Genomic DNA, 24,258 nt, shown 5'->3' on the forward strand with positions numbered 1-24,258 from the left:
TTGAGGTTCAGCAAGGGTTCAGAGCCAAGTGCTACATTGGAGTCAAAGCCACTTAGAAGTCATTCTGGATGCGAGGCCCCATGACCCGATTATTCCGCACTTTCCTGGTTTTCCTGTTATTGCTTTCGGCGCGCACCGCCTACGCTCAGCCTTCAGAATATGAAGCTGAACTGAGAGAAGACAGCAGTTACAGCCTGCGCCAAAACTCGGCCATCCCATTCAATGCCCTCAAGAAACAAAGCTTCAGCGCCCCAAGGCAGCCCGTTTCCAGCCTCAATGCCCTCTATAAGCAGGCACCTATGGCACAAAATGAATTGCACAGTCTCCTGTCACAGGTAGCCAATCAGAGCGAGACCGAGCTGCAACTGGCCAAGGTGAAAGAGCGTCAACGGGCCGAAGCCAAGGTGGCGCACAAGCTGAATAACAACCCCGCCGCCCTGACAGATCTGGTGCGAGCCACCCTGATAGCCGACAACCTTGATGACCTGCAGCTGGCCTTTGACACCCTGAATCATCAGGCCAATGTACTGCAGGTCAAAGACAGGTTTGCCCAGCCCAAGGCCTCCGGTTATCGGGATATCAACCTGCTGCTGCAGCTGCCGAAAAGTGGCCTGATTGCCGAAGTCCAGTTGCACTTAAGGGAGATTGCCGCCATCAAAAACGGCGCCGAGCACCAAGTCTATGAAGAGGTGCAGGCGATGGAACGCAAGGCTGCCCGCGAGCAAAGGCCTTTGAGCGAGCTGGAACTGGCCCGGATCCAGAAGTTGCGCCAGGAATCACACAAGCTGTACCACAAGGCCTGGTTGGGTTATAAACGCCAACAAACCCAGACTCTTGGCATAGAAAATACCATAGTCGCCTGACAAAGCTTGTCAGCGGCCAACAAGCCGCTATACTCCAGCGCATTGACCCTCGGCCAAAGCGTAAAATCATGCATGAAATCATAGAGCAACTGCAGGAACTGTCAGAGCAGGTTCCCGTACCACTGGATCTGCCCGGCTTTGACGATCTGGTCGATATCGAAGAGCAGATACTCATCCCTCTGCCTTCGGAGCTGAAAGAGTATCTGCTGCATGCCAGTGATGTTATCTATGGCAGCCTGGAGCCGGTGACCGCTGCCGATCCCCACTCCCACACCTATCTGCCGGAAGTGACCTCCTATGCCTGGTCGCTGGGAATGCCCAGAGATCTGATTGCCATTTGCCAAACCGGTGATGACTTTTACTGCATAGATCAGGAAGGTGTGGTCTACTTCTGGAACCAGGACGGCCTGGATGAAGAAGATTGCTGGGAGTCATTCTGGCAATGGGTCGAAGACGTCTGGCTGCAAAGCTGACACAGGCCTGCACGCCCAGGGCGCCCCGCCATCAGACACATAGAAAAAACAGGAAGCATTATGTCCAAACAATATCCGCTCAACGCCATCGAGTTTCAGTGCCTGCGCCAATCTCTTGGCTTGGGTACCGCCCAGGCCGCCGAGTTGCTGAAAGTCGATGAAGCCGAGTTGCTCTCCTGGGAAACGGGCGAGGCGCAGGTAAGCGAACTGGCCCAGAAAAAACTGCTGGAAATCGATGATATTATCGAGATGCAGGTGCTGAACACCTGTGACGGTATCGAGGCCATGTTCAAGAAAGAACCCAAGCGCCGTTTGGCCTTTGTGGTTTATCCCACCCAGGCGATTTACACCCAGTACAACCCTGAGTTTTTAAGCTCGTTGCCACTCACTGAGCTGTACAACACCGCTGCCTGGCGGATCAAGAAAGAGTGCAAACTGGTGCTGGAAGTGGATATCAGCCTGGTGCCATTGGATGTGGAATCCTACAAGGCCTTCAGAGAGCAGCAAGGCGGGTTGGGTGAGAGCCGCGAAAGCCGCGCCAAGTGGGCGGCCGCGCAGCTCTGAAATATCACGGCCCTGAAATACCGCGGCTTTGAAACCAGAGTTTGAATTAATCAGTTAAATTGGCGCTGGCTTTGTCCAGCGCCTTTTTCATTGCCGGACGCAGGTTAAGCCTGTCTCGGTAAGCCGCCAGTTTTGGCGGGATCTGCTGCTCAAAAATGGTGGCCCAGTTCAGGGTATGGGCCAGCAGTATATCGGCCACAGTCAATTCATCACCGAGCAAAAATGGGCTATCTGGCAGCCACTGCTCGACAATGGCCGCGGCCTTGTTGAACTCCCATACGGCAGTGGCTTGAATCGCCGCCACCCGCTGCTCCTCCGGCAAGGCAAACCTGTGCTTGCCCATGGTCCACAACGGCTGCTCCAACTCGGTTATCACAAAGCTCAACCATTGATGATGATGCCCGGAGGCTGCCGTGCCTGGCTTGGGCAACAGACGCCCCTCACCGTAACGCTCGGCCAGATAGAGCATAATGGCCGCCGATTCGGTCAATACCAGACCGTCATCCTCGAGCACGGGGATTTTGCCGCAGGGATTAAGCGCCAGGAACTCAGGAGTGCGGTTCTGCTGCTTGGCCATATCAACAAAGTGAAACTCCCAGGGCAGTTCCAGCTCTTCCAACAACCAGGAAACCCGCAGCGCCCGGCTTCGCGGCGTGCCATAGAGTCGAATCATATTACTTTCCTTAATTGCCCTGTCGCCATAAGCAATGGCTAACGCAGGTATGGTGGCAGAAAAGGCGCCCGCAGGCGCCATGATGATAAGGTCAACAGCAACAAGATACTCCCACTGCCTCAAGCTTGTCACTCTGTCCTTATTTCTCGGCTCTTATCTCTCACCTCTTATCTCAACTCTCTAGCATCCGGCCCTTGCCAGTTTGCCATCAAGGGCCGGGTGCCTGCCTCAGAAGTTAAGACTGACCTTGGTGTAGATGAAACGGCCTCTGGGGTTATGCACAGACATCACATAGCCATAGAGATCCGCATCGCCATCGCCTATGGCAAACGGCGGCTCTTCATCCAACAGGTTGTTGACCCCGAGCGTCCACTTGAACATCTCGTTGAAACGGTAGGAAGCCTGCAAGTCCACCAGGAACTGGGCATCCACCATACGTGACTTGTTCTCGGTAAAGTCGAGGGCGCCGTCGAAGTTGATGTCCGGCGTATCTTCAAATTCGCCTATGTAGCTGACATTGAGGTTGGCGGCAAAGTCGCCCATGGTCCAGTTAGTGCTGGCCAGCCAGCGGTACTGGGGATACTCATACTCGCCGGTATAATCCAGGCCGTCCTTTTCAAACTTGTCCAGATAGCTCCACTCAAGACCAAACTTGAGATCGCCATAGCTGTCCAGTTCCAGACCGTAGTGAGCCGAGATATCCAGGCCCTGTGCCTCCTGGGAGCTTAAGTTAACAAAGCTTGAGTGAATCACATCAAGCACCCCGAGCGGCTCACCACCGGCGGGGGGCAGACGTACACAGATAGCGCTGTTTTGATCATTACAGTTGGCGGCATAGATATCGCCCAGAGGCTGCTCATCTATCTTGTTGTCCTGGGTGATGTTCCAGATATCGAAGCCGATATCGAACTTCTGGCTCGGCGCCCAGATCATGCCTATGTTCCAGGTTTCCGACTCCTCGGCATCCAGATCCGGGTTACCGGCAAATACCGTGTTGTAATCCAGCACCTCACAGTCGGCCTCTGAGATACCCTGAGCGGCGCAGGCATAGGTATCTTTAAAGAAGTTACTCTTTTCCGAAGGGCCCAGGCCTATCTGGGCCAGCGATGGTGCCCGGAACCCCTGGGCCCAGGATGCGCGCATACTCAAGTCTTCCGTCATGCCCCAGTGGAACGCCACCTTGGGATTGGTGGTGGAGCCAAAGTCGCTGTAGTGATCGTAGCGCCCCGCCAGTTGCAGCTCGAAGCTGTCGGTCACCGGAATGGAAAACTCCAGGTAGGCGGCATACTGATCGCGCTCGGCCGCGGCGGAAACCGCTTCAGTCCCGAAGATAAGCCCGCGCTGGAACTGCTCATCGGGCACATCGCTAACATCCTCTTCTCGATATTCCATCCCGGCAGCCAGCATGATATCCCTGTCTGCCAGGGTAAAGGCATGCCCCGAAATGCTGGCATCATAAGCGGTAATATGTGACTTGCCCTGACGCACCAGACTGGTGGTAATGGCATCTATCACTTCGGGTGAGTTGATGGTGCCGCCAAAGGGGTTGTAGTTGCCGAGATTGATTTGCTCCTGCAGATAGTCCACCCGCACCCAGCCCTGGCTGCGATCCCCTGTCTGGGTCGACTCACTGCGCCCCTTTTGGGCCGAGACTTCCCAGTCCCACTCCTTGAAGCTGCCGCGCAGACCGGCCACCAATCTCAAGCTGTCGGACTCGATATCCCAGCGGCGGGGACCGGCATCCACTGTGCGGAAGCGGCCTATGTCAATCTCCTGACCAAAAGGATTGTTGGGATGTGAACCGGGAACCGTCAAACCGGCGGTTTCATCCAGCGGTGTGGCGGCACCACCGGCCTTGGAGGTATTGTGCTGAGCCGCCAGCTCCAAAAAGGCGGTCAGGGAATCACTCAGGTGATACTCAAACTGACCTATGGCGCCTATGCGCTCGGCCTCGGGGATCACCAAGTTATAGGGGCCATAATCGAACAGGCAGCTGCCGCTCGATGTGGCGGAATCGGCCGGACAAGCCGGATCTATGGTCTTGACGCCATTGACATAGAAATACCCCGGAAAACCCCGGGAAGAACGGAAATCCTCCCCGCCCCAGGGCGACTGATTGGCGGTACCAAACTGCCCCATCTCATCGGCGCTCAGGGTCGAGTTACTGAAATAATCCAGGATCACAGACGCACTGCCCTTGTCACTCATGGTGCCCCACACCAGACTGGCGGTCTTTTCGTTGTAATTGGGGCCATCTGTGGCGCCATAGCCGAGATTAACTTCAATGCCTTCGATGTTTTTCCTCAGCACTATGTTGACCACCCCGGCGATGGCATCCGAGCCATAGATGGCCGAGGCGCCGTCCTTGAGTATATCTATCCGCTCAATGGCCGATACGGGAATGCTGTTGATATCGACAAAAGAATTGCTGACCCCTTCGGCAAAGGCACTGATGGAAACCCGGCGACCATTGATCAGCACCAGGGTCGCATCCGGCCCCATACCACGCAGGCTGATGGCGGCGGCACCGTTGGCGGTAGAGTCCTGGCTGTTGCCGCGGGTGGAGAAAGTGCCGGCACCGGCCGCCGGCATCCTTTCCAGCAACTGTTGCAGGTTGTCATAGCCCATGTTGGCAATATCTTCTTTGCCTATGGATTGAATGGGCGATGGGCCTTCCATATCGGTACGTTTGATCCGCGAGCCTGTGACTTCGATGCGCTCCACAGACTCCTCGGCCGCGAAGGATTCACCGGCAGAGGTCAAGGCAAGTGCCACGGCGCAGGCACTCAAGGTGAGGTGAGGTCTGTTCATAATCATCCCTAATTTCTTCAGTTGTTTTTTGGAAACACAACCACGACTACAAACTTCCGTGTTGTCATATTTTTATAACATTTACCAATTCAACTTAACTCTTTAATATCTAAAGTCAATGCCTCTAACTGGGGTAAATTTGATTTTACTGATATAGGAAGTCGCCATGCCCACAGCCGCCGCGCCACTGCTTCAGGCCCGCTTTGCCGATAATCTCGGACTCTATTGGTTGATGTCTGGTGTGTTCACTCTTTGCCTCAGTATTGTCGGCATTCCCTTGTTGCTGCTATGGCTGCCCATTGGCTTGTGGGGCACACGCCGCTATATCGCCAACATGAGCGCCGAGCTGACCGAGCGTAAGCTAGTAGTGCGCCGCGGCCTGCTGACCCGTACCGAAAATACTGTGCCCTTGGATAAAATCACCGACATGGCGCTTATTCAGGGGCCATTGATGCGACTGTTCGGTCTGAAGAAACTCAAGGTGGAAACCGCCGGACAATCCGGCAATGACGCCCTGATAAGCCTGGTTGGCATAGTCGATGCCGACGGATTTCGCGCCGCTGTGCTGGCACAAAAAGAGCGTTTGGATCACAAGGAGCCCAGCTCAAATGGACAGGACAGCAACCATGAGCAGCTGATGTTACTCAGGGAGATCCGCTCCTCACTGGTCAATATCGAATCCTTACTGGCCCGGGGAAAGAGCGCGCCATGAATGACACTACGTTGAATAACAAAGGTTTTTCCTTCACTCACCTTAGGCACTTAATGGCCGCCATGGGCCCGGGCGTTCTGGTGGCTGCAGCGGCCATAGGCGCCTCGCATCTGGTGGCTTCAACCCGCGCAGGCGCCGAATTTGGCTGGCAGTTGGCCTGGCTGGTGGTGCTGGTCAATCTGCTCAAATATCCCTTCTTTGCCGCCGGAGCCAGATACACGGCGGCGACCGGCGAGAGTCTGCTTGAGGGCTATCTCAGGCAAGGAAAAGGCTATCTGTGGCTGTTCAGTCTGCTCAATCTTGTTGCCGCCATTGCCAGCACCGCCGGGGTCAGCATGCTGAGTGCCGCCATGCTGACTCAGTTTGTGCCGCTCGGCATAGATATTCTGTCTTTTATCGTGCTCTGCACCAGTTTGCTGCTGTTGTTGCTTGGGCGCTATAGCCTGCTTGATCGCATGACCAAAGTTGTGATGGCGCTGTTGACCCTGGGCACTCTGACAGCCGCTGCCATGATGCTGGGGGTGGAGTCTGTGCTGGATAAAGACTTCGTCTCCCCCTCTCCCTGGCAATGGGCCTATCTTGGTTTTTTGATCGCCATGATGGGCTGGATGCCGGCACCGATTGAAGTCAGCGCCTGGAACTCACTGTGGCTACTGGAGAAACAGCGCATCAATCAACAGCAGGCCGCTCTGAGCGCTGCCCAGGCCAGGTTGGATTTCGATATCGGCTATTGGCTCACCGCCTTGCTGGCACTGGTGTTTCTCAGCCTGGGTGCCGGTGTCATGCATGGCTCGGGAGCCTCCTTTGCCGACTCGGGAGCCCAGTTTGCCGGGCAGTTGATCTCCCTCTACGCCAGCGTGCTCGGGGAGTGGAGCCGTATGCTTATCGCCTTGGTGGCGCTGCTGTGTATTTTCTCCACCACTGTCACTGTGCTCGATGGTTACAGCCGCACCCTGGATGCCGGTTGGCGCCTGCTGCTTGAGCGCCGCCCCAGCGGTAAACGCCTGGCTGGGATCATGCTGGTTATGTCGCTGCTGGCCTTGCTGCTGATCCTGTTCTTCAAGGGTGCCTTGCTATCACTGTTGGAATTGGTGATGATCCAGGCCTTTATGACCACCTGCATCTTTGCCTGGTTGAATCTACGGCTGATGAGTTCCAAAACCCTGCCGACTGAGGCCCGTTACGGCAGGGGCATGCAACTTTGGGGCTGGCTGGGACTCGGTTACCTGTTTGGCTTTGCGTTGCTGTTTATCTATTGGTATTGCTACATCAAATAAGGAAGTTGCATGAACTCCTCACCGCTGGCGCAGCCGCGCTTTTTAGGACTAAAACTCTCATCAACAGTCAAAGGCATGAGCATGGCCTGCCTGCTGGGATTCACTCTTAGCCTAAGCGCTGCGCCGAGATCCGAACAAGAGCCTGCACCAGGCAAGGATTCGGCGCCATCTGTCTGCCACAGCGAAGAGCTGACACGACAGCTGCTGCTGATAATCAAGCAAAACCCCCTGCCCTTCAGCGGCGTAATCGAGTTGAGGCAAGGTAAAAAGATACTGCTGAGCCATGCGGCCGGAGAAAGCCAGGGCAAACCCATCACCTCTGATAGCCAATTTGTGCTGGGTTCACTGTCAAAGCAAGTGTTTGCCGTCTTGGTGATGCGGGCGATAGAAAGAGGCGATTTCAAGCTCAATGACAGCGCTGCTGCCCTGCTCGGCAAAGAGGCCGAACTGGATCCGGCCATCACTGTCGCCATGCTGCTGAGCCACACATCCGGCATAAGCATCCAAGGACAAGCCTTGCTGTTCACCCCGGGCAGCGATTTTAAATACAGCAATGACAATTATTGGCTGCTGGCCGAGATCCTCAAGCGTGAAGGCAGCAGCAGTACCCAATTGCTGCAGCGCTTCTTTGATGCCGAGGGGCTTGAGCTCAAGGCCCGCACCGGCAGTATTGAAAGTATTCAGGAACAGTTACCCAATCTGGCGATAGGAAGAGCCGAGACTGACAGCGGCTTTGAAAGTGTGGCCGAGCAGTTGACTCTCACAGATAAGCTACTGGCCAGCGGCGCCCTTATTGGCTCCGCCTCCGCCTTTGCCGATTTTCAGCAGGCCCTGCATCAGGGGCAACTGCTTAGCCGTGGCGGCTATTTGCAGTTGCTGGCGCCGAGAGGCAAACGCCCCCATCGTTGGGGCGAGCTGAATTATGCCGCCGGAATACAACTGAGCCCTGAGTTGCCCCTGGAGTTCAGCCACAGTGGTTACATAGCGGGTTATATCAGCACTGCGATTTATTATCCGGACTCGGGCTTCAATCTGGTGGTGCTGGAAAACACCTCTTGGTCACTCAAAGATATAGGCCGGGTGTTCGCCCTTCACGACAAGCTGCGACAGGCGGTGCGCGAAACGGCCGCGAACTGTCCACTGGAAAAAGCGGCAAATCTGCCTGGCTTTTAGGTATAATGCCGCAATATTGCGGAGCCTCCGCGCCCAACGCACCTAAGTCAATCGCCAGACAGTGTTAAAACTAAGCCGGGAGTCAAACCGGCCCAGGGACATTCATGACCAACAACGATATTCTGCGCCGCTTGCGCTTTGTCTTTAATTTCAACGACTCCAAGGTATTACGTCTCTACGCCAAAATGAAGCGTGAAATGAGTGAAGCTGAGCTGGCCGGCCTGCTCAAGAAAGAAGATGAAGAAGGGTTCCGTCCCTGTGACGATCGTACCCTGTGCCAGTTTCTCGATGCCGTGATCATCGACAAACGCGGCCTGCGTCCCGGCAGTGGCATTCCGCAGCCGCTCCCCAGCCTGAACAACAACATCATCTTCAAGAAACTCAGAATCGCCTTGGAACTGAAAGAAGAAGATATTATTGCCATTCTTGAACTGGCCAACTTCCGCATCGGCAAGGCTGAGCTGAGCGCCCTGTTCCGCAATCCTGAGCACAAGCATTACCGCTACTGTGGTGATCAGTTGATGCGTAACTTTATCAAAGGCTTGTCACTTAAATACCGCGGTAAGTAAGCCAACAAGCAACAGCTGATATCTCCTTTGGAACCAGGCATCCGCCTGGTTCTTTGTTTTGTGTCGTTACCCTCTTAGGCTCAGGCCAACCCGGTTTGCCGCGTTTTAAACAAAATTTTTGCTCAAGCCCTCGCCTACAGGCAACAAAGATCACATTTCGTGGTAACCTATGCGGATTTAGATCACAGCCCGTCATCCACAAGCAAAGAACATAAAAGGTTAGCCATGGACGATAATAAACGCCCCTTATATCTGCCTTTTGCCGGTCCGGCTATTCTCGAAGCGCCGTTGATCAACAAAGGTAGTGCATTTACCGAGGAAGAGCGTATTTTCTTCAACCTCGAAGGCCTGGTGCCCTACGTGATTGAAACGATCGAAGAGCAGGCCTCACGTGCCTACGATCAGTTCAAGAACTTCAGCAATGATCTGGACAAGCATATCTATCTGCGCAACATCCAGGACACCAACGAGACCCTCTTCTATCGTCTGGTTCAGAACCACATCACAGAGATGATGCCTATCATCTACACCCCAACCGTCGGGTTGGCCTGTGAACGCTTCTCCAAAGACTACCGCCGTAACCGCGGCCTGTTTATCTCCTATCCGAACAAGGATCGCATCGACGACATCCTCAACAACTCCACCCGTCACAAGGTGAAGGTGATAGTGGTTACCGACGGTGAGCGCATTTTGGGGCTGGGCGATCAGGGGATCGGCGGCATGGGGATCCCGATTGGAAAGCTGTCGCTCTACACCAGTTGCGGCGGCATCAGCCCGGCTTACACTCTGCCCATTACCCTGGATGTGGGAACAGATAACCCGCATCTGCTGGAAGATCCCATGTATATGGGTTGGCGCCACCAGCGCATAGGTGGTGAAGAATATCTGGAATTTATTGAAGCCTTTATGCAGGCGGTTCATCGCCGCTGGCCCGAGGCCTTGATCCAGTTTGAAGACTTCGCCCAGAAAAACGCCATGCCGCTGCTGGAGCGTTACAAGGATAAATACTGCTGTTTCAATGATGACATTCAGGGAACCGCCGCCATCACAGTTGGCTCACTGCTCGCCGCCTGTAAGGCCGCCGGCACTCAGTTGAGCCAGCAAAGAGTTGCCTTCCTCGGCGCCGGCAGCGCAGGCTGTGGCATCGCCGAAGCGATTATTGCTCAGATGGTTTCCGAAGGGATCAGTGATGAGCAGGCCAGACGCCAGGTGTTTATGGTCGATCGCTGGGGACTGTTGCAGGACAATATGCCCAACCTGTTGCCATTCCAACAGAAACTGGCGCAAAAGAGCGAAGAGCTGCAGCAATGGAGCAATTTCGGTGACAACATCTCATTGCTGGATGTGGTCAACAACGGCAAGCCGACTGTGCTTATCGGGGTTTCCGGCGCCCCAGGGCTGTTCAGCGAGGAGATCATCCGCGCCATGCACAGCCACTGCCCAAGACCGATAGTGTTCCCGCTGTCCAACCCCACCAGTCGGGTTGAAGCCACGCCCAAGGATATTCTGCATTGGACCAATGGCCAGGCACTGGTTGCCACCGGCAGCCCCTTTGAGCCTGTGGTCATAGACAATCAGACCTATGAAATCGCCCAGTGCAACAACAGCTATATCTTCCCCGGCATAGGCCTTGGGGTATTGGCCAGTGGTGCCAAGCGGGTCTCTGATGAGATGCTGATGGCCTCCAGCCGCGCCCTGGCGGAATGCTCGCCGCTGGCGCTCAACGGCAGTGGTTCTCTGCTGCCTAAGCTGGAAGAGATCCAGAAGGTCAGCAAGCACATCGCCTTTGCCGTTGGCAAGGTCGCCATCGAACAGGGTCATGCATTGCCGACTTCCGATGAGCTGCTGTTGCAGGCCATAGAAAGCAATTTCTGGCAGCCTGAGTATCGCCGCTACAAACGTACTTCCTTCTAAGAGCGTCCGTGCCCATAAAAAACCGGCTTTATGCCGGTTTTTTATTCAGCCATTGGCTATCACATCTCGGATACTGTTGAGCAAGCGCCTGTCTGTACGGGCCTTTTTCAACTTGCGTACACTCTCCTTGAGCGCCGACTGTGAAATACGCTCAAACATGCCACCGTACTCCTTCTCGGCAATGGCCTCGTCGGTATCCGCCAACTGGGCGATATCCTGGGCCATCAAACTCAGTTGCAACCAGGCCGACGCGATAAAAAAGCCGTGAAAATCGGCTCTCGGCAGTAACTTGGCGGCACTTGGCGGCAACTTGTCCCAAGCCTGTTTGAACTCGGACTGCTTATCATCCAGCAATTCTTCAAACAGATTGTCATAGGCTTCTTTCAGCGCCGTGGGCAACTTATCCATAGGCAGTACCTGAGAGCAGATATTGATGGCGGCGCTTCGCGCCTGTTGCCGGTATTGAGCATCAACTTGAGTCATTGTGTATTCCGTCTAAAAGCAATTGGCGGCGAGTATAGCATCGGCCATAAAGGGCAATCCATCTGAAGTTGGTATCAAGGAACCGGGGAGCAAATACGGCGAAAACAAGTCGGTAACCGAATTCATCCCCTACCGGCAAGCGATTGATGCAGCTCTACTTACCTGCAAATTTAACGATTTATTACTGGTCAGCCTGAGCCCTGGTGCGTATGCTTAATAACATTATCTAAACATCTGTCTATCGGTCAGCGTGAAGTCATACTTTCTGAAATCAGCCATCACAGTGCTGCTTCTGTCCGGCATGGTTCCCCACGCCTTGGCACTGGATAATCCCAAGGCTGATGAGCTGTTCAAACAGCTGGAAGATGGGCAGGTCAACAATGTTGCCGAAGTAGCACAAACTCTGGATCAGATAGCCCAATTGCTGGCAAAGGACGATTTGGACAGGCAGGCCAGGCTCAGGCGCGCCCGCTGCTGGAGCTTTGATGCCAACGACAACGCCAACATAGATGCAGCCATAGACTATGCCGTCAATCAGGCACAAGCGACTGAAAACCAAGCCTACCCAGAAGCCTTAACCGACTTTCGCCTTTGCCATGGCTGGTACTCTCAACTCAAAGGCAATATGGAACAGGCCAAAGCCGACTATGACCAAGCCCTGCAGCAAGCCTATCAACTCGAAGATCATCGCCTGATCGCCGATGCCCGCAGTCTGCGCGGAGCCATGTATTCCTTTCAGGGCAATTTTGCCATGGCACTGGAAGATCTGCTGACCGCTCAACAACTTTATGAAAAACTCAAGCTGGATTATTGGGGTCTGTATAACCTGGCCGACCTCGCCACCAGTTTCCGCCGTTTCGGCGATCCACAAAGTGCGCTCAATTATTACCGCCAACTGGAGCAGGCCTATCGCCAAAGTGGTCACGAAGAACAGGCCTATATTATCAATGGCGAAATGGCCATCGCCCTCGAAGAACTGGGTGATTTTGAAGGCGCCGTGGCCAAGTTCCAACAGTCATACGACTATCTCAAGCAGCAAGGAGTCACGGTGGAAGCCGCAGGAGTCTCGGTCAATATGGCCGGCTCCCTGTTGAAGCTGGGCAGAGTCGAAGACGCCAAACAGGCACTGGAGCGCGCCAGGCCATTTGTGACTGAGCAGATGGGTGGCTTCTACAGCTTTATGCAACTCTACAGCGCCGATGTGCTGTTGCGCCAAGGCCAGCCTGAACAGGCAATGGCGCCCTTGATCAAGGCCGAAAAAAGTTTCAGGAATATCAACAATGATCGCGGCTTGGCCGAACTCTACCTGCTCAAGAGCGAAGTATTTGCCGCCCAGGGGCTATGGCAGGAATCGCTCAAAGTGCTCAGGCTGTATATCGCCCTGCATCACGAGCTGGATAACAAACTGCAATCTTACCGCACCACAGAGATGCGTACCCGCTTCAATGCCGATCGCATGGCAAAAGAAAACCAACGCCTGCTGGAAAGCGAACGCCTGAAAGAGCAAGAGGTGCAGATACTGCAGCAAAACCGTCTGTTGCAGTTGGCTGTGCTGGTTCTGGCCAGCATCATTATCATAATCACTGCGGTGATGGCCTTTAAGCAGACCAGTAAATCACGCAAATTCCAGAAGATAGCCCATACGGATCACCTCACCCAATTGGCGAACCGGCGTTATACCTATCACAAGGGTGAAGCTATGTTCAATCAGGCGCGAGATAGCGGCACGCCTTTTTCACTTGTGTTGTTTGATGCCGATAACTTCAAGGATATCAATGACCAGTTTGGCCATGATGGTGGAGATAAGGTCTTGCAACATCTGGCAAGCCTGAGCCAAACCCTGATCCGTGAACAAGATCTGCTGGGGCGGATTGGCGGTGAAGAGTTTCTGTTGTTGTTGCCGGAAACAGCCCATGAAGAGTGCCTGAAAATCGCCGAGCGTCTGCGCCAAACCATAGCCGAATCACGCCCGGAAGGGCTAGTCGGTGAGCCCAGAGTGACGATAAGTGCCGGGGTCGCGACTCTGGGTGAGGAACTGCAGTTCTCCGAGCTGTTGAAACAGGCCGATGATGCCCTCTATTGCGCCAAGAATCGAGGTCGCAACCGGGTCGAAACCGCCTGAATGAGCACAGTGGTTATTGCAAATCACTGAACGCGCCAGAGCACTTCCGCCTGACGTAAAGAGGGCTCGGCACCAAACCACTTATGATAGAGCGCGTCAAATTCGCCCGTTTTCTGCAATGCCAATAGCGCCTTGTGCCAGGCTTCGACCCGTTCAGGAGCCGTACCGCCGGAGAACGCCAAATAGAGGCGCAAGTGCGCCAGTTCCAATACGGGGCGCACCGCCGCCGGTGTTTGGCCCAATTGCCGCAAGACGCCCTGAACCGCGATATCCGCCTGACACCAATAACGCACCCGCTTATGCAACAACTGCCTGGCCGAATACTGAGGAAAACCTGAGATCAGTAACTGCTCATCCGAAACGGACTTCAACAAGATCTGCGCCGGGGAGTTGCGATAAAGGGCAATATTACCCGCCGCTACCGCCTGTGACAGATCTGCCGGGGTAAAATCATCATCCATGCGGGCATAGAGCTGAATGCGGGTTTCGGCAATAGGGCCAACAAAATCAAATTCCTGCCGCCGCTGTTCATTAATGGAAGTGGCAAACAGCAAGACGTTAGGCTCCTGGTTTGCGATATTCATCGCCCTGGCCCAAGGCAATACTTCTATCACAGGCTCTTTGTCAGAGGCAGCCACCTGATGGTGCAAGGCCCTCACCAGGGCCACCGCATAACCATCAACGCGACCATGGCGCTCATAGCTCATGGGAGGCCAGGTTTCGGTCAGCAGCCTGAGTGCGGGCGGCTCGGCCTCAGTAAGCTCGTTACCGGCCAAAGCCAAGTTGGCAAAGCTACAACAGAACACTATCACGCAGCCCCTGAGCAAGGTTTCGATTCCCGGCATATACTCTCCCCCCTCAATTTCTTCAAGCATAGCACCGACAACAGTCGAAATCGCCGTTTACGGCAACTGTGAGCAATTCTGCTTTACTGATATAATCATGGCTTTTCCCCGGTCAGCCTCTGTTCATGTCAGCTCCTCAACCACCACAATTTGATCCCGGTATGCTTGGCAAGCTTGCCCGCGACATAAAAGCCTGGGGCAAAGAGCTGGGTTTTGCTCAAGTGGGAATAACGGATACAGATCTCAGCCGCGAAGAGCCCAGGCTACAGGCTTGGCTCGATAAGGGCTATCACGGTGAGATGGGCTATATGGCCAGCCACGGTATGATGCGGGCCCGCCCGGCCGAGCTGCATCCCGGCACTTTGAGAGTTATCTCAGTACGGATGGACTACTTACCGCCACAAGCCGGGTTTGCCCTCAATCTCAAAGACCCTAACCTTGGCTATATCTCCCGTTATGCCGGCGGCCGCGACTATCACAAGCTGATGCGTAATCGCTTGAAAAAGTTGGGCGAGCGCATAGATGAAGCGCTCAAAGCCCTGCAACTTGAAGGCTGTGGCTTTCGGCCCTTCGTCGACTCGGCTCCCATTCTGGAACGGCCGCTGGCAGAAAAGGCCGGGATCGGCTGGACAGGTAAACACTCACTGATCCTCAACCATGAGGCCGGCAGTTGGTTTTTCCTCGGAGAGCTGCTGGTGAACCTGCCGCTGCCCATGGATGTCGCCATAGCCGAAGGCTGCAACACCTGCGTTGCCTGCATCACAAGTTGCCCAACCGGCGCCATAGTCGAGCCTTATGTGGTCGATGGGCGCCGCTGTATCTCCTACCTCACCATAGAGCTAGCCGGCAGCATTCCACTGGAGTTTCGGCCACTGCTCGGCAATCGCATCTACGGCTGTGATGACTGCCAGCTGGTATGCCCCATCAACCGCGCCGCGCCTTTGACCGCAGAGACTGACTTTCATCTAAGGCCACAACTGAAGCAACCCAAACTGTTGGAGCTGTTTGCCTGGAGCGAGACCGAGTTTTTGAAAAACACCGAAGGCAGCGCCATTCGTCGCATAGGCCATGAACGCTGGCTGCGCAATATTGCGGTGGCACTGGGCAATGCCCCCGGCAGTGAAACCATAGTTGCCGCCTTGCAGGAGCGACTGACAGATGCCTCTGAACTGGTCGCAGAACACATAGAGTGGGCACTGGCGCAGCAGGCAGAAAAACTCAGCGCCAACGACACAGCGCCTATTCCCGCCCGCAAGACGGGGCGCCTGATCCGGATAGTGGAAAAAGGCCTGCCAAGGGACGCCTGAACTCAGGCCTAATCCAGGGTAAAACCCACCTTGATGGTGACCTGCCAATGAGCAATAACACCGGCCTCCAGATGTCCGCGGGTATCTATCACCTCAAACCAACGCAAATTATGCAGCGACTGACTGGCCGCCGCGATGGCATTCTTGACCGCTTCGTCCGAGCTGATGGGGGATGAACCTGTCAGTTCTATTATCTTGTACACATGGCTCATAAGGCTTCTCCTGATAGTTATCTGTGTCCAGCACAGGTTCGTGACCTGAGTATAGACAGAAATGGCCGATGGCATATTTCCCTTGGTTTCTGTATATTTCTCAGTTGGATAACCATAGGAAGAAATCAAGGGATTGCTATGCAATTAAAACATTCAGGTCTGGGGATCGCCTCGTTTGCCACCAGCATATTTAGTGGGATAGCCCTGTTTATCACTTTTATTGTTGCAGGAGCCCTGGAGGCAACAACACCGGGCGGCCTGGATGAAAATTCGATGGAAGCCATTCTTGTGGGCCTGATGATCATCTTTATGATGCTGGTCTGCCTGGTATCTTTGGGATTGGGCATTGGCGGCCTGGTACAAAAAGACCGCCAGAAAATCTTCGCCATTTTGGGCACCACTTTTTCAGGCTTGATCATTCTGGGTACGATTGGCCTGATAGCGCTGGGCATGAGCATGGGCTGAATCTTTCCCGAGTTAAAGTCAATCAACATCAGGGGCGCAGTGCGCCCCTGACTGTTATTAACCACAGAATTTTATCACCCGAGTCGACGTCTCAACTCTCTGGTCGCATCGACCATGTTCTTCAAAGCCGGCTCGACTTCTTCCCAGTTACGGGTCTTCAAGCCGCAATCCGGGTTGACCCAGAGCTGGCGCACAGGAATTTTCTGCGCCGCCTTTTCAATCAGGCTCACCATGGCTTCCACTGTTGGAATATTGGGGGAGTGAATATCATAAACCCCTGGGCCGATTTCATTGGGATAATCAAAGTCCTCAAAGGCATTCAACAACTCCATCCGCGAGCGTGATGTTTCTATGGTGATCACATCGGCATCCATGGCAGCAATGGCGGCAATAGTGTCATTGAATTCGCTGTAGCACATATGGGTATGAATTTGGGTCTCGTCTCTGACACCGGCGGCGCTGAGCTTGAAGGCGGCCACCGCCCAATCGAGATAATGGGCCCAATCGCTGCATTTGAGCGGCAAGCCTTCCCTAAAAGCCGGCTCATCAATCTGAATAATACCTATACCCGCCCGCTCCAATGCCACCACTTCATCGCGTATCGCCAGGGCCAACTGAGTCGCTATCTGCTCGCGGCTGATATCCTCGCGGGCAAAGGACCAATGCAATATGGTCACAGGCCCGGTCAGCATGCCTTTCACCGGTCTGTCGGTGAGACTCTGGGCATATTCGGCCCAGTCGACTGTCATCGCCTTGGGACGGGTCACATCGGCGTAGATCAGCGGCGGCTTGACGCAGCGGGAACCATAGCTCTGCACCCACCCCTGTTTGGTAAAACCAACGCCATCGAGCTGTTCACCAAAGTATTCCACCATGTCGTTGCGCTCGGCTTCACCGTGTACCAACACATCTATGCCCAGCTTGAGCTGACGCTCTATGGTATCCCGGGTCACCTGTTGCAGCTGCTCTGTGTACACAGCATCGTCCAACTCACCCTTGCGCCAGCGGCTACGCAGGTTACGAATGGCTGCCGTCTGCGGGAATGAACCTATGGTAGTCGTCGGCAACAAAGGCAGCTTGAACCTGGCCTGCTGGGCTTGTCTGCGCACCTCAAACTCATGGTTTCGGTTGTAATCGGTTGCGCTCAGGGCATCGATTCTGGCACTGAGCTGTTGATTACGCCCCTGCGCCCTGGCCGCGCGCCGATCCCGGCAACGGGCGACCACGGCTTTGGCATTTTCAGTCTCAGGCGCCTCCAAAAGCGCCTTGAGCTCCTGCAACTCGGTGAGTTTTTGCCTGGCGAAAGCCAGCAGGCTTTTAAGCTCGGGCGCCAGCGCGGTCTCCACCTCGAGATCCACCGGGGTATGCAACAGGGAGCAGGAAGTGGCGAGCCAGAGCCTGTCTCCCAGATCCCGCGCCAGTGGCGCCAACTGCTCGGCCACAAGATCCAGATCGGCGGCCCAGACGTTACGGCCGTTGATCACCCCAACCGACAACACCTGTTCGGGCGCCAATGCACCGACAAAGGCCTGCAACTGCTCGGGCGCGGTGACCAGATCCAGGTGAATACCCGCCACCGGCAGTGCCGACAACAGACTTTGATGGTGGGCTACAGTGCCGTAATAGGTTGCCAGCAACAGCTTGAGCGGCGCCGACTTGAGTACGCCGTAGGCCTGATTGAAGGCCTGTTGCCAGTTGTCATCCAGCTCAAGTGCCAGCGCAGGTTCATCCAATTGCACCCATTCAACACCCTGGGCGGCAAATCGGGCCAGAATGGCTTGATAACATTCCAGCAGCGCCGGCAGCAGTGTCAAACGGTCGAACTCTGAGCCCACTGTCTTGGACAGATACAGGAAAGTGACCGGCCCCAAGAGTACCGGCTTGGCAGTGTGGCCCAGCGCCTGAGCCTCGGTCACCTCTTCAAACAACTGTTCCCAGGCGATATCGAAGCGTTGATCTTCGCTGAGCTCAGGCACCAGATAATGGTAGTTGGTGTTGAAGTACTTGGTCATTTCAGACGCCGGCGCATGCTTGCCGCTGGGCGCTCGGCCACGGGCAATCCGGAACAGGGTATCGAGATTGACAGCGCCGCCGTCACGGTGACGCTCGGGGATTACCCCCAGAGTCGCACTCAGGGTCAGCACCTGATCATAGTAAGCAAAGTCACCGACCGGCAGCTGCGCCACCCCGGCATCGGCCTGCCACTGCCAGTGGGTACGCCTAAGCTCCCTGGCAACACTCTCTAATTCGGCCACGCTGGACTCACCGCGCCAATATTTCTCCAAAGCAAACTTGAGTTCACGTCGACGTCCGATACGGGGAAAGCCAAGACTATTTAATTGCATAATGTATACCATCCTCTATAAACTGTGCAGCAAGTGACTGGCGACGCCGAAACACAACAAATCAAACTGGGCGTCTGGACGTCTAGAAGTTTATTGTGCTAGTCTCAGCACAGGCAACCGAATTGAATTCAAGGGCAACATGAGCGGCATTCATGTGGAGAGGAAATGATAGAACTGAGACACCTTCGTACTCTGATAGCACTGAAAGAAAGTGGCAGTCTGGCCGGCGCGGCGAAGAAACGTTTTGTCACTCAATCGGCGCTGTCGCACCAGATTAAAGAGTTGGAGACCCGGATTAACTCCCAGGTATTTGTTCGCAAAAGCAAACCTCTGACCTTCACGCTTGAGGGCAGTCGCCTGCTGACCCTGGCAGAAGAGATACTGCCCCGGGTACAGGAAACCGAATTTGTGCTCAAACGCGGTCTATCTGGAAGCAGCGGTCCCTTGAAGGTGGGTATTGAGTGTCACAGCTGTTTTCGCTGGCTGATGCCTGTAATGGAAGCCTTTCATCAGTCTTATCCGGATGCCAATCTGGATCTCTCCAGCCGCCATCTGTTCGACTCTCTCAATGCGCTGGAAACCGGTGAGCTGGATATAGTGCTGACCTCAGATCCTGTGCCCGGCCATGCCCTTGCCTATCAGCATCTGTTTGATTTTGAAGTGAGACTGGTGATGGCCAAAGATCACCCTCTGGCAGGCAACAGCTATATTTTGCCGCAACAACTGGCCAGGGAACCTATTATCAGTTATCCGGTACCGCTGGAAAGGCTGGATATTTTCCGTCACTTCCTCGAGCCGGCCGGAGTGGTGCCCGGCCCACAAAAACGCTGTGATCTCACCAATGTGTTGCTGCAACGCATCGCCTGTAAAGAAGGGGTTGCTGCCTTGCCCAACTGGTCACTGACCGAAGCCCAGGGCTTGAGCCTGACCTCGGTGAAACTGGGGCAGGAAGGCCTGAAACGGCCGCTGTTCGGTGCCTACCGCCGCGACAGCAGCAATAGAGTGCAGCTGCAAAGGCTGCTGGAATTGATTGCCAAAGAGGGATTACAGCGTCAAGACAGACACTGACTGAGCGGCTGCCACCGCGCCTGAAAGTCGGCGGCAGTCACAAAGCATCTAGAGAGGATTCAGCAGCAGACCGCGCTGTGACAATACCCTTCTCAGTACCAGTCCGGGTGAATTGGGATCCCGGGTCTGTCTCAGGTTATGGGCGACCATAAACTCGCTTTGCAGCTCATCATCCAACCCCAGAGATTCAAAAGCTTCCACCGTCAGCGTCTGCTGCTGGGTCTCTATCAGGGTCTTGATAATGCCCAGCGGGAAGCACTGCTCGGCTTCGGCGTTGAGATAGGCAAACGCCGTCAGGGCAATAATCTGACCAAAGACGCTGAACAGCGCCAGAGTCTGCACTTCATCCGCGTCTATCTGTACCCCTTGCATCTGATGCAAGCTGTCCACCGACTCGGTCGCCACAGACTCAGTCAGGCGCCAATAGCCAAGTACCAGTTTACGGTATGGCTGCGGCAATTCATCGAGCCGCTCTTTGAGATAAAAGCTAAAGGCATAACGGTAGATATTGACCTGTCCCAGACGCACCAATGCATCCTTGAGGCTGCGGTTTGGCTGAACGGAAGGAGAGAGCGCGTTATTGCTGCGCCACAGCAGATGAGCTGCCAGAGCGGGATCGGTCGCGACAATATCGATCACATTGCGAATATCGCCATCAGCAATAATGGCCTTCTTAAGCGGGATCAGGATGCCGCGGCGCCCTATCACCTGCTCTTCGTTGGCAATAATGGCACGCACTTGAGTAAAAACCTGCTGCTCAAGATCTGTCATGTGATTCTTTAAACCTGTTGTTATTTATTATGGAGGCACTATTGCCATTTATTATGGCAGAGAATTTACCCATAAAACGCCCACCAGGGTCAAGTTGAATCGATAATTAGCCCGGTTTTTGCCAAACAGAATCAAAAAGTAGCATCAAAAGGCGCCCGCCTCCTGCAGCCTGGTAAAGATGACTTGTGCCAAACGCGAATACCCCTGTTGATTGAGATGCACAGTATCGGACTTGAGCTCGTTTGAACGCAGCAGCTCGGACAGAGTCTGTTCCAGCAAGATGGCGCCGTGCTTGTCGGCCAGTTCGGCATACAAAGGCAGGGGGGACAGCAGCAGGCTCTTTTGCGGCACAGCCAGCAGCACTACCGGAATTTGCCGGGCTTTGGCCTCAAGTAACATGGCCTCAATGTTTTGCGCCAATTGCACCTGGCTACGACCGCGGAGAATATCGTTACCGCCTTCGAGCAAAATAAGCAGATCCGGCTTGGTTTCATCCAGCAGTGCCGGCAAACGCTCAAGCCCGGCAGCAGATTGCTCACCGGAAATCCCGGCGTTGATCACCTCACAACGGCACAACTCGGCCAGACGGCTGGGATAATCCTGCCCGGCCTTGGCACCAACGCCTTGGGTCAGGCTGTCACCGAAGGCCAGCAGTTTGCCATTGCTGCCGATATATGCCAGCTTGGGCTCGGAGCAAGCCAGCAAAAGCAGCGACAACAGGGCTATGGCCACGCCTCTCAAACCATATCTAAAATCAGCTTTCATATTTCGACTCTTGCCTCCTTGTCGGTGAGTACTTTCCAACTAAAACAGATAGAAATACGGGCAGAAAAAAGCCGGGAACCCCCGGCTTTCTATGCTATCAGAAGCGATAGCTGACGCTGAATCTCAGCGCACGGCCGCTACCCGAGTAATAACCATCGCCCCAAGTACTGAAATAACCTGAGCTGGCGTATTGCTTGTCAAACAGGTTGTCGACCCTCAGGCTGGCAAGCCAGGCATCTCGGCTGTAGTTGAGGGCGATATTCCCCAGCCAATAGCTGTCCAGTTTATCGTGCTGGTTGCCATTGTCACCCTCCATATATCTGTCACCCAGATACTGACCCTCGACAAACAGCTGCCAGTGCTGACCAAAGTCCACACTGGTGTAGATACGCCCGGAATGCTCGGCCACCCAGGAGAGAGATTTGCCTTTGTTGGCGCCTTCAGTAAATTCGGCATCGATATAGTTGTACTCAAGTCCCAACTGCAGCATTTCATTGAGCTGCCAGTCCCAGTCGAGGCTGGCGCCATAACGGCGGGAAGCATCGGCGTTGACGTTGGCGCCGGGGAAAGCACCGCCGATAGGCATATCAGCACTGGGGTCAAAGACAATTTCATCTTCCAGCGACAGTCGGTACAGGTTCAGACGCAGGCTCTGGTTGCTCAAGGTCCAATCCCAGCCGGCTTCAATGGAACGGCCGGTCTGCGGCTTGAGGCCGACGACTGTTGGCGGCGTATAAGCTTGCTCATCGACCTTGGCGAAACGGAAACTCTCATCACCGCGAAGATAGAATCTGTGGCCTTCCAGCGGCCGATAGTTGAGCCCCAACTCGAGCGCGTGAGCGTCTTCATCCAAATCTATGCCATTGGGGTAAATCTGACCGTCCTTGAGTTCATCCTTGACCTTGGCATAGCGCCCGCCCACCACATAGCTCAGGCTGTTGGTCAGCGGCACATTGGCCTGTAGATAGGTGCTGGTCATGGTTTGGGTATTACTGCGCTGCATATAACTGAGATCGAACTCGGTTTCACCCCGTTGAATATCGGCGCCTATGACTATGCTCAGCTCACCGTTGCGGGTCTGATAACGCCCCAGCGCCTTGGGATTGAATTCCAACAGCGAGCGCTCGTTACGACCTGGGCTGCCATAGCTGACACTGGACACCAGAGTATCACTGTAGTTGAGGTCCGCAGCCAGGGCCCAGTTGGCGTGCACCTGGCGCTGGAGATGAGCACGCCAGGCAGAAGTCATCTCATGGTTGTAATCACCCGGCGTCGATGTCGCCTGGCGTGGGTCGGCTTCAAACTGAGCCAGGGTCAGTGAGCCTGGAGTCTGGCGCTTGTTATCGTAGTAACTGCCTTCGACAAAGAAGTTGGTCAACTCTGAATCATATTGCAGACGCCCCAGCACAGAACCGGTTTCGTTGGCATTGTTTCTACGGTAGTTGTCGCTCTCGTTGTAAGCAGCAGCCAAATAGTAACGCCAGTTGTCATTGATGGCGCCGGACAGATCCCCACGGCCTTCGTAGGTGTCAAAACTGCCACCGGAGAGGGTCAGGTTGCCACCGCTGGCACTGGGCGCCTTGGTGATAATATTGATCACTCCGCCGACTGCCTGATCACCATAGAGCACCCCGGCGCTGCCGGAAAGGATCTCTACCCTTTCAATCTGATTGACCGCAATGGCACTCAGGCTGGGGGCGGCAATATCGATATTGTTGAGTCGGCGACCATCTATCAGTATCAGGGTGTTATTCACCGCTTGGCTGGAAGAGAAACCGCGCATCGCCAGCACAGGCCCTGAGTTATTGTCCGATATTTGAATGCCACTGCGGCCACGCAGCAACTCGCTCAGATTACTGGCACCGCTTTGCTGAATATCGGCGGCATCTATGACCACCACATTGGCGGCAATATTGAGCGGCGTGTCATCCTGACGGCCAATGACCACCAGCTGTTCATCCACGGCCTGGGTTGTAGCACTCGCCATGACGGGAACTGAGGTAAATGCACCGCAGAGCAGCGCGAGATGATTTAGTTTGAAACCCATTTTCCTTTGACTCCTGAAAGGGAAACGGGGCAAGAGTGCCACGGCAGGGAGAGCCCCTTGGCTGCCGCATTTCGAGATCTGCCCACCGAAATCATCGAAATACCTCCAGGGCCGGTCTCCGGACTTTGGCTATGCGGTTGACCGCGCAAGACCCGGCTTTTATGACGCCACTTGGGCGCGCCTGTCTCTCACCATTTACCGTTGCGGGGGCAGTGCCGGATTCTCACCGGCTTCCCGATTATCCCCGGTCTTTCATTCCGGGGCACCACGAGAGGTTGACTGAAATACTGTGCTGTCATTCCCGGCCTGACCGAGAGCGGGCATTATAGACGTCTATATGGATGAATGTCTAATTTTGACGACGACTGACCGCCGCAGATTTACCCTGAAAACAAAAAGGGAGCCGAGGCTCCCTTTCCATTATCTTAACCCAGCTCTTTGGGGTTACTGCCAAAGCGGTTGTCACCCACTTCGCTGTCCTGGCAGTAGAAGACCAGCAACACTATCCAACCTATGATAGGGATAAATGCCAACAACTGCCACCAACCACTGCGGTCAGTGTCGTGCAGACGACGCGCGGCAACCGCAATAGAGGGCAACAACAGGCCCAAAGAATAAATCAGCCCCAGCACTGTGGTACCCAGCGCATAGTCAATAGCACTGACAACCAGGCTGAAAATGATATAGAACAGAGTGAACATCCAGTATTCTGTCCGACGGGCCCGACCGGTAAAGTCGGCGTATTTTTTGATGGCTCCGATGAAATGTTCCATGTTTTCTCCCAATAACAGATCCAAGA

General features: G+C 54.6%; 22 protein-coding genes and 1 riboswitch. Of the genes, 12 read left to right on the plus strand and 10 right to left on the minus strand.

The genetic code is table 11. The features are described from left to right. Nucleotides 1–80: 80 nt before the first annotated feature. The 3 genes from ACWAU4_RS17265 to ACWAU4_RS17275 all read left to right on the plus strand — a co-directional run bounded on the left by ACWAU4_RS17265 (nucleotide 81) and on the right by ACWAU4_RS17275 (nucleotide 1,900). Nucleotides 81–863: a RelA/SpoT domain-containing protein gene (locus ACWAU4_RS17265; RefSeq protein ID WP_144221131.1), complete on the plus strand. Its 783-nt coding sequence runs from the start codon at nucleotides 81–83 to the stop codon at nucleotides 861–863. A gap of 68 nt (nucleotides 864–931) precedes the next feature. Further along, nucleotides 932–1,336 carry an SMI1/KNR4 family protein gene (locus tag ACWAU4_RS17270; protein WP_025888807.1) on the plus strand — a complete coding sequence of 135 codons (405 nt, stop codon included), beginning with the start codon at nucleotides 932–934 and terminating at the stop codon, nucleotides 1,334–1,336. Between the two features lie 60 nt (nucleotides 1,337–1,396). Continuing rightward, a complete protein-coding gene (locus ACWAU4_RS17275) occupies nucleotides 1,397–1,900 on the plus strand; it encodes a DUF4447 family protein (RefSeq protein WP_025888809.1) in 504 nt (167 codons plus the stop codon). A 46-nt stretch (nucleotides 1,901–1,946) separates the two neighbouring features. Here the strand turns inward: ACWAU4_RS17275 and ACWAU4_RS17280 are convergent, their stop codons facing one another. Together ACWAU4_RS17280 and ACWAU4_RS17285 are read right to left on the minus strand one after the other, a co-directional pair. Next, a complete protein-coding gene (locus ACWAU4_RS17280) occupies nucleotides 1,947–2,573 on the minus strand; it encodes a glutathione S-transferase family protein (protein ID WP_208125035.1) in 627 nt (208 codons plus the stop codon). Between the two features lie 228 nt (nucleotides 2,574–2,801). Beyond that, nucleotides 2,802–5,384 carry a TonB-dependent receptor gene (locus ACWAU4_RS17285; RefSeq protein ID WP_145839674.1) on the minus strand — a complete coding sequence of 861 codons (2,583 nt, stop codon included), beginning with the start codon at nucleotides 5,382–5,384 and terminating at the stop codon, nucleotides 2,802–2,804. A gap of 166 nt (nucleotides 5,385–5,550) precedes the next feature. Here ACWAU4_RS17285 and ACWAU4_RS17290 point away from each other — a divergent pair, with 166 nt between their 5' ends. From ACWAU4_RS17290 to ACWAU4_RS17310, 5 genes are all read left to right on the plus strand, one after another. Continuing rightward, the gene (locus tag ACWAU4_RS17290) at nucleotides 5,551–6,096 is read left to right on the plus strand and encodes a PH domain-containing protein (protein WP_054744554.1); all 546 of its coding nucleotides are present in this window, start codon (nucleotides 5,551–5,553) and stop codon (nucleotides 6,094–6,096) included. After that, the gene (locus tag ACWAU4_RS17295) at nucleotides 6,093–7,373 is read left to right on the plus strand and encodes an Nramp family divalent metal transporter (RefSeq protein WP_167717077.1); all 1,281 of its coding nucleotides are present in this window, start codon (nucleotides 6,093–6,095) and stop codon (nucleotides 7,371–7,373) included. The genes ACWAU4_RS17290 and ACWAU4_RS17295 overlap by 4 nt, the downstream gene beginning before the upstream one ends. 9 nt (nucleotides 7,374–7,382) lie before the next feature. Then, the gene (locus ACWAU4_RS17300) at nucleotides 7,383–8,546 is read left to right on the plus strand and encodes a serine hydrolase domain-containing protein (RefSeq protein WP_109248879.1); all 1,164 of its coding nucleotides are present in this window, start codon (nucleotides 7,383–7,385) and stop codon (nucleotides 8,544–8,546) included. Nucleotides 8,547–8,650: 104 nt separating this feature from the next. After that, complete coding sequence (locus tag ACWAU4_RS17305; protein ID WP_025009045.1) at nucleotides 8,651–9,115, plus strand: YehS family protein; 465 nt, start codon at nucleotides 8,651–8,653, stop codon at nucleotides 9,113–9,115. A gap of 225 nt (nucleotides 9,116–9,340) precedes the next feature. Continuing rightward, entirely contained in the window at nucleotides 9,341–11,029 is a 1,689-nt protein-coding gene (locus tag ACWAU4_RS17310; protein WP_044735067.1) for an NAD-dependent malic enzyme, read from the plus strand. Nucleotides 11,030–11,074: 45 nt separating this feature from the next. Here the strand turns inward: ACWAU4_RS17310 and ACWAU4_RS17315 are convergent, their stop codons facing one another. Continuing rightward, the gene (locus ACWAU4_RS17315; RefSeq protein ID WP_025009044.1) at nucleotides 11,075–11,512 is read right to left on the minus strand and encodes a DUF3069 domain-containing protein; all 438 of its coding nucleotides are present in this window, start codon (nucleotides 11,510–11,512) and stop codon (nucleotides 11,075–11,077) included. A gap of 250 nt (nucleotides 11,513–11,762) precedes the next feature. On the opposite strand from ACWAU4_RS17315, the gene ACWAU4_RS17320 reads away from it, so the two are divergent. Then, the gene (locus tag ACWAU4_RS17320; RefSeq protein WP_167717079.1) at nucleotides 11,763–13,634 is read left to right on the plus strand and encodes a tetratricopeptide repeat-containing diguanylate cyclase; all 1,872 of its coding nucleotides are present in this window, start codon (nucleotides 11,763–11,765) and stop codon (nucleotides 13,632–13,634) included. Between the two features lie 23 nt (nucleotides 13,635–13,657). Here ACWAU4_RS17320 and ACWAU4_RS17325 read toward each other — a convergent pair whose 3' ends face one another. Further along, nucleotides 13,658–14,479 (minus strand): substrate-binding periplasmic protein, encoded by an 822-nt coding sequence (locus ACWAU4_RS17325; RefSeq protein WP_208125036.1) that lies wholly within the window; start codon nucleotides 14,477–14,479, stop codon nucleotides 13,658–13,660. A gap of 125 nt (nucleotides 14,480–14,604) precedes the next feature. Between ACWAU4_RS17325 and queG the strand changes: the two genes are divergently transcribed. Next, nucleotides 14,605–15,786, plus strand: coding sequence for a tRNA epoxyqueuosine(34) reductase QueG (queG, locus tag ACWAU4_RS17330; protein WP_208125037.1), 1,182 nt, complete (start codon nucleotides 14,605–14,607; stop codon nucleotides 15,784–15,786). Between the two features lie 8 nt (nucleotides 15,787–15,794). Here queG and ACWAU4_RS17335 read toward each other — a convergent pair whose 3' ends face one another. Further along, nucleotides 15,795–15,998 (minus strand): dodecin, encoded by a 204-nt coding sequence (locus ACWAU4_RS17335; protein WP_025009040.1) that lies wholly within the window; start codon nucleotides 15,996–15,998, stop codon nucleotides 15,795–15,797. 138 nt (nucleotides 15,999–16,136) lie between these two features. Between ACWAU4_RS17335 and ACWAU4_RS17340 the strand changes: the two genes are divergently transcribed. After that, entirely contained in the window at nucleotides 16,137–16,463 is a 327-nt protein-coding gene (locus tag ACWAU4_RS17340; protein ID WP_115389855.1) for a hypothetical protein, read from the plus strand. A 74-nt stretch (nucleotides 16,464–16,537) separates the two neighbouring features. Here the strand turns inward: ACWAU4_RS17340 and metE are convergent, their stop codons facing one another. Further along, a complete protein-coding gene (metE, locus tag ACWAU4_RS17345) occupies nucleotides 16,538–18,808 on the minus strand; it encodes a 5-methyltetrahydropteroyltriglutamate--homocysteine S-methyltransferase (protein ID WP_208125038.1) in 2,271 nt (756 codons plus the stop codon). A gap of 165 nt (nucleotides 18,809–18,973) precedes the next feature. On the opposite strand from metE, the gene ACWAU4_RS17350 reads away from it, so the two are divergent. Next, nucleotides 18,974–19,876, plus strand: a complete 903-nt coding sequence (locus ACWAU4_RS17350) for a LysR family transcriptional regulator (protein WP_025009037.1) — start codon at nucleotides 18,974–18,976, stop codon at nucleotides 19,874–19,876. Nucleotides 19,877–19,924: 48 nt separating this feature from the next. Here ACWAU4_RS17350 and ACWAU4_RS17355 read toward each other — a convergent pair whose 3' ends face one another. The 4 genes from ACWAU4_RS17355 to ACWAU4_RS17370 all read right to left on the minus strand — a co-directional run bounded on the left by ACWAU4_RS17355 (nucleotide 19,925) and on the right by ACWAU4_RS17370 (nucleotide 24,232). Next, nucleotides 19,925–20,647, minus strand: a complete 723-nt coding sequence (locus tag ACWAU4_RS17355; protein WP_025009036.1) for an HDOD domain-containing protein — start codon at nucleotides 20,645–20,647, stop codon at nucleotides 19,925–19,927. 144 nt (nucleotides 20,648–20,791) lie between these two features. After that, nucleotides 20,792–21,412, minus strand: coding sequence for a GDSL-type esterase/lipase family protein (locus ACWAU4_RS17360; protein WP_037475231.1), 621 nt, complete (start codon nucleotides 21,410–21,412; stop codon nucleotides 20,792–20,794). A gap of 97 nt (nucleotides 21,413–21,509) precedes the next feature. Further along, nucleotides 21,510–23,459 carry a TonB-dependent receptor gene (locus tag ACWAU4_RS17365; protein WP_028780897.1) on the minus strand — a complete coding sequence of 650 codons (1,950 nt, stop codon included), beginning with the start codon at nucleotides 23,457–23,459 and terminating at the stop codon, nucleotides 21,510–21,512. 92 nt (nucleotides 23,460–23,551) lie between these two features. Further along, nucleotides 23,552–23,744, minus strand: a riboswitch (cobalamin riboswitch). A gap of 140 nt (nucleotides 23,745–23,884) precedes the next feature. After that, nucleotides 23,885–24,232: a DUF805 domain-containing protein gene (locus ACWAU4_RS17370; RefSeq protein WP_025009034.1), complete on the minus strand. Its 348-nt coding sequence runs from the start codon at nucleotides 24,230–24,232 to the stop codon at nucleotides 23,885–23,887. Between the last annotated feature and the right edge of the window lie 26 nt (nucleotides 24,233–24,258).

It is taken from the genome of Shewanella sp. FeAMO, assembly GCF_053653955.1.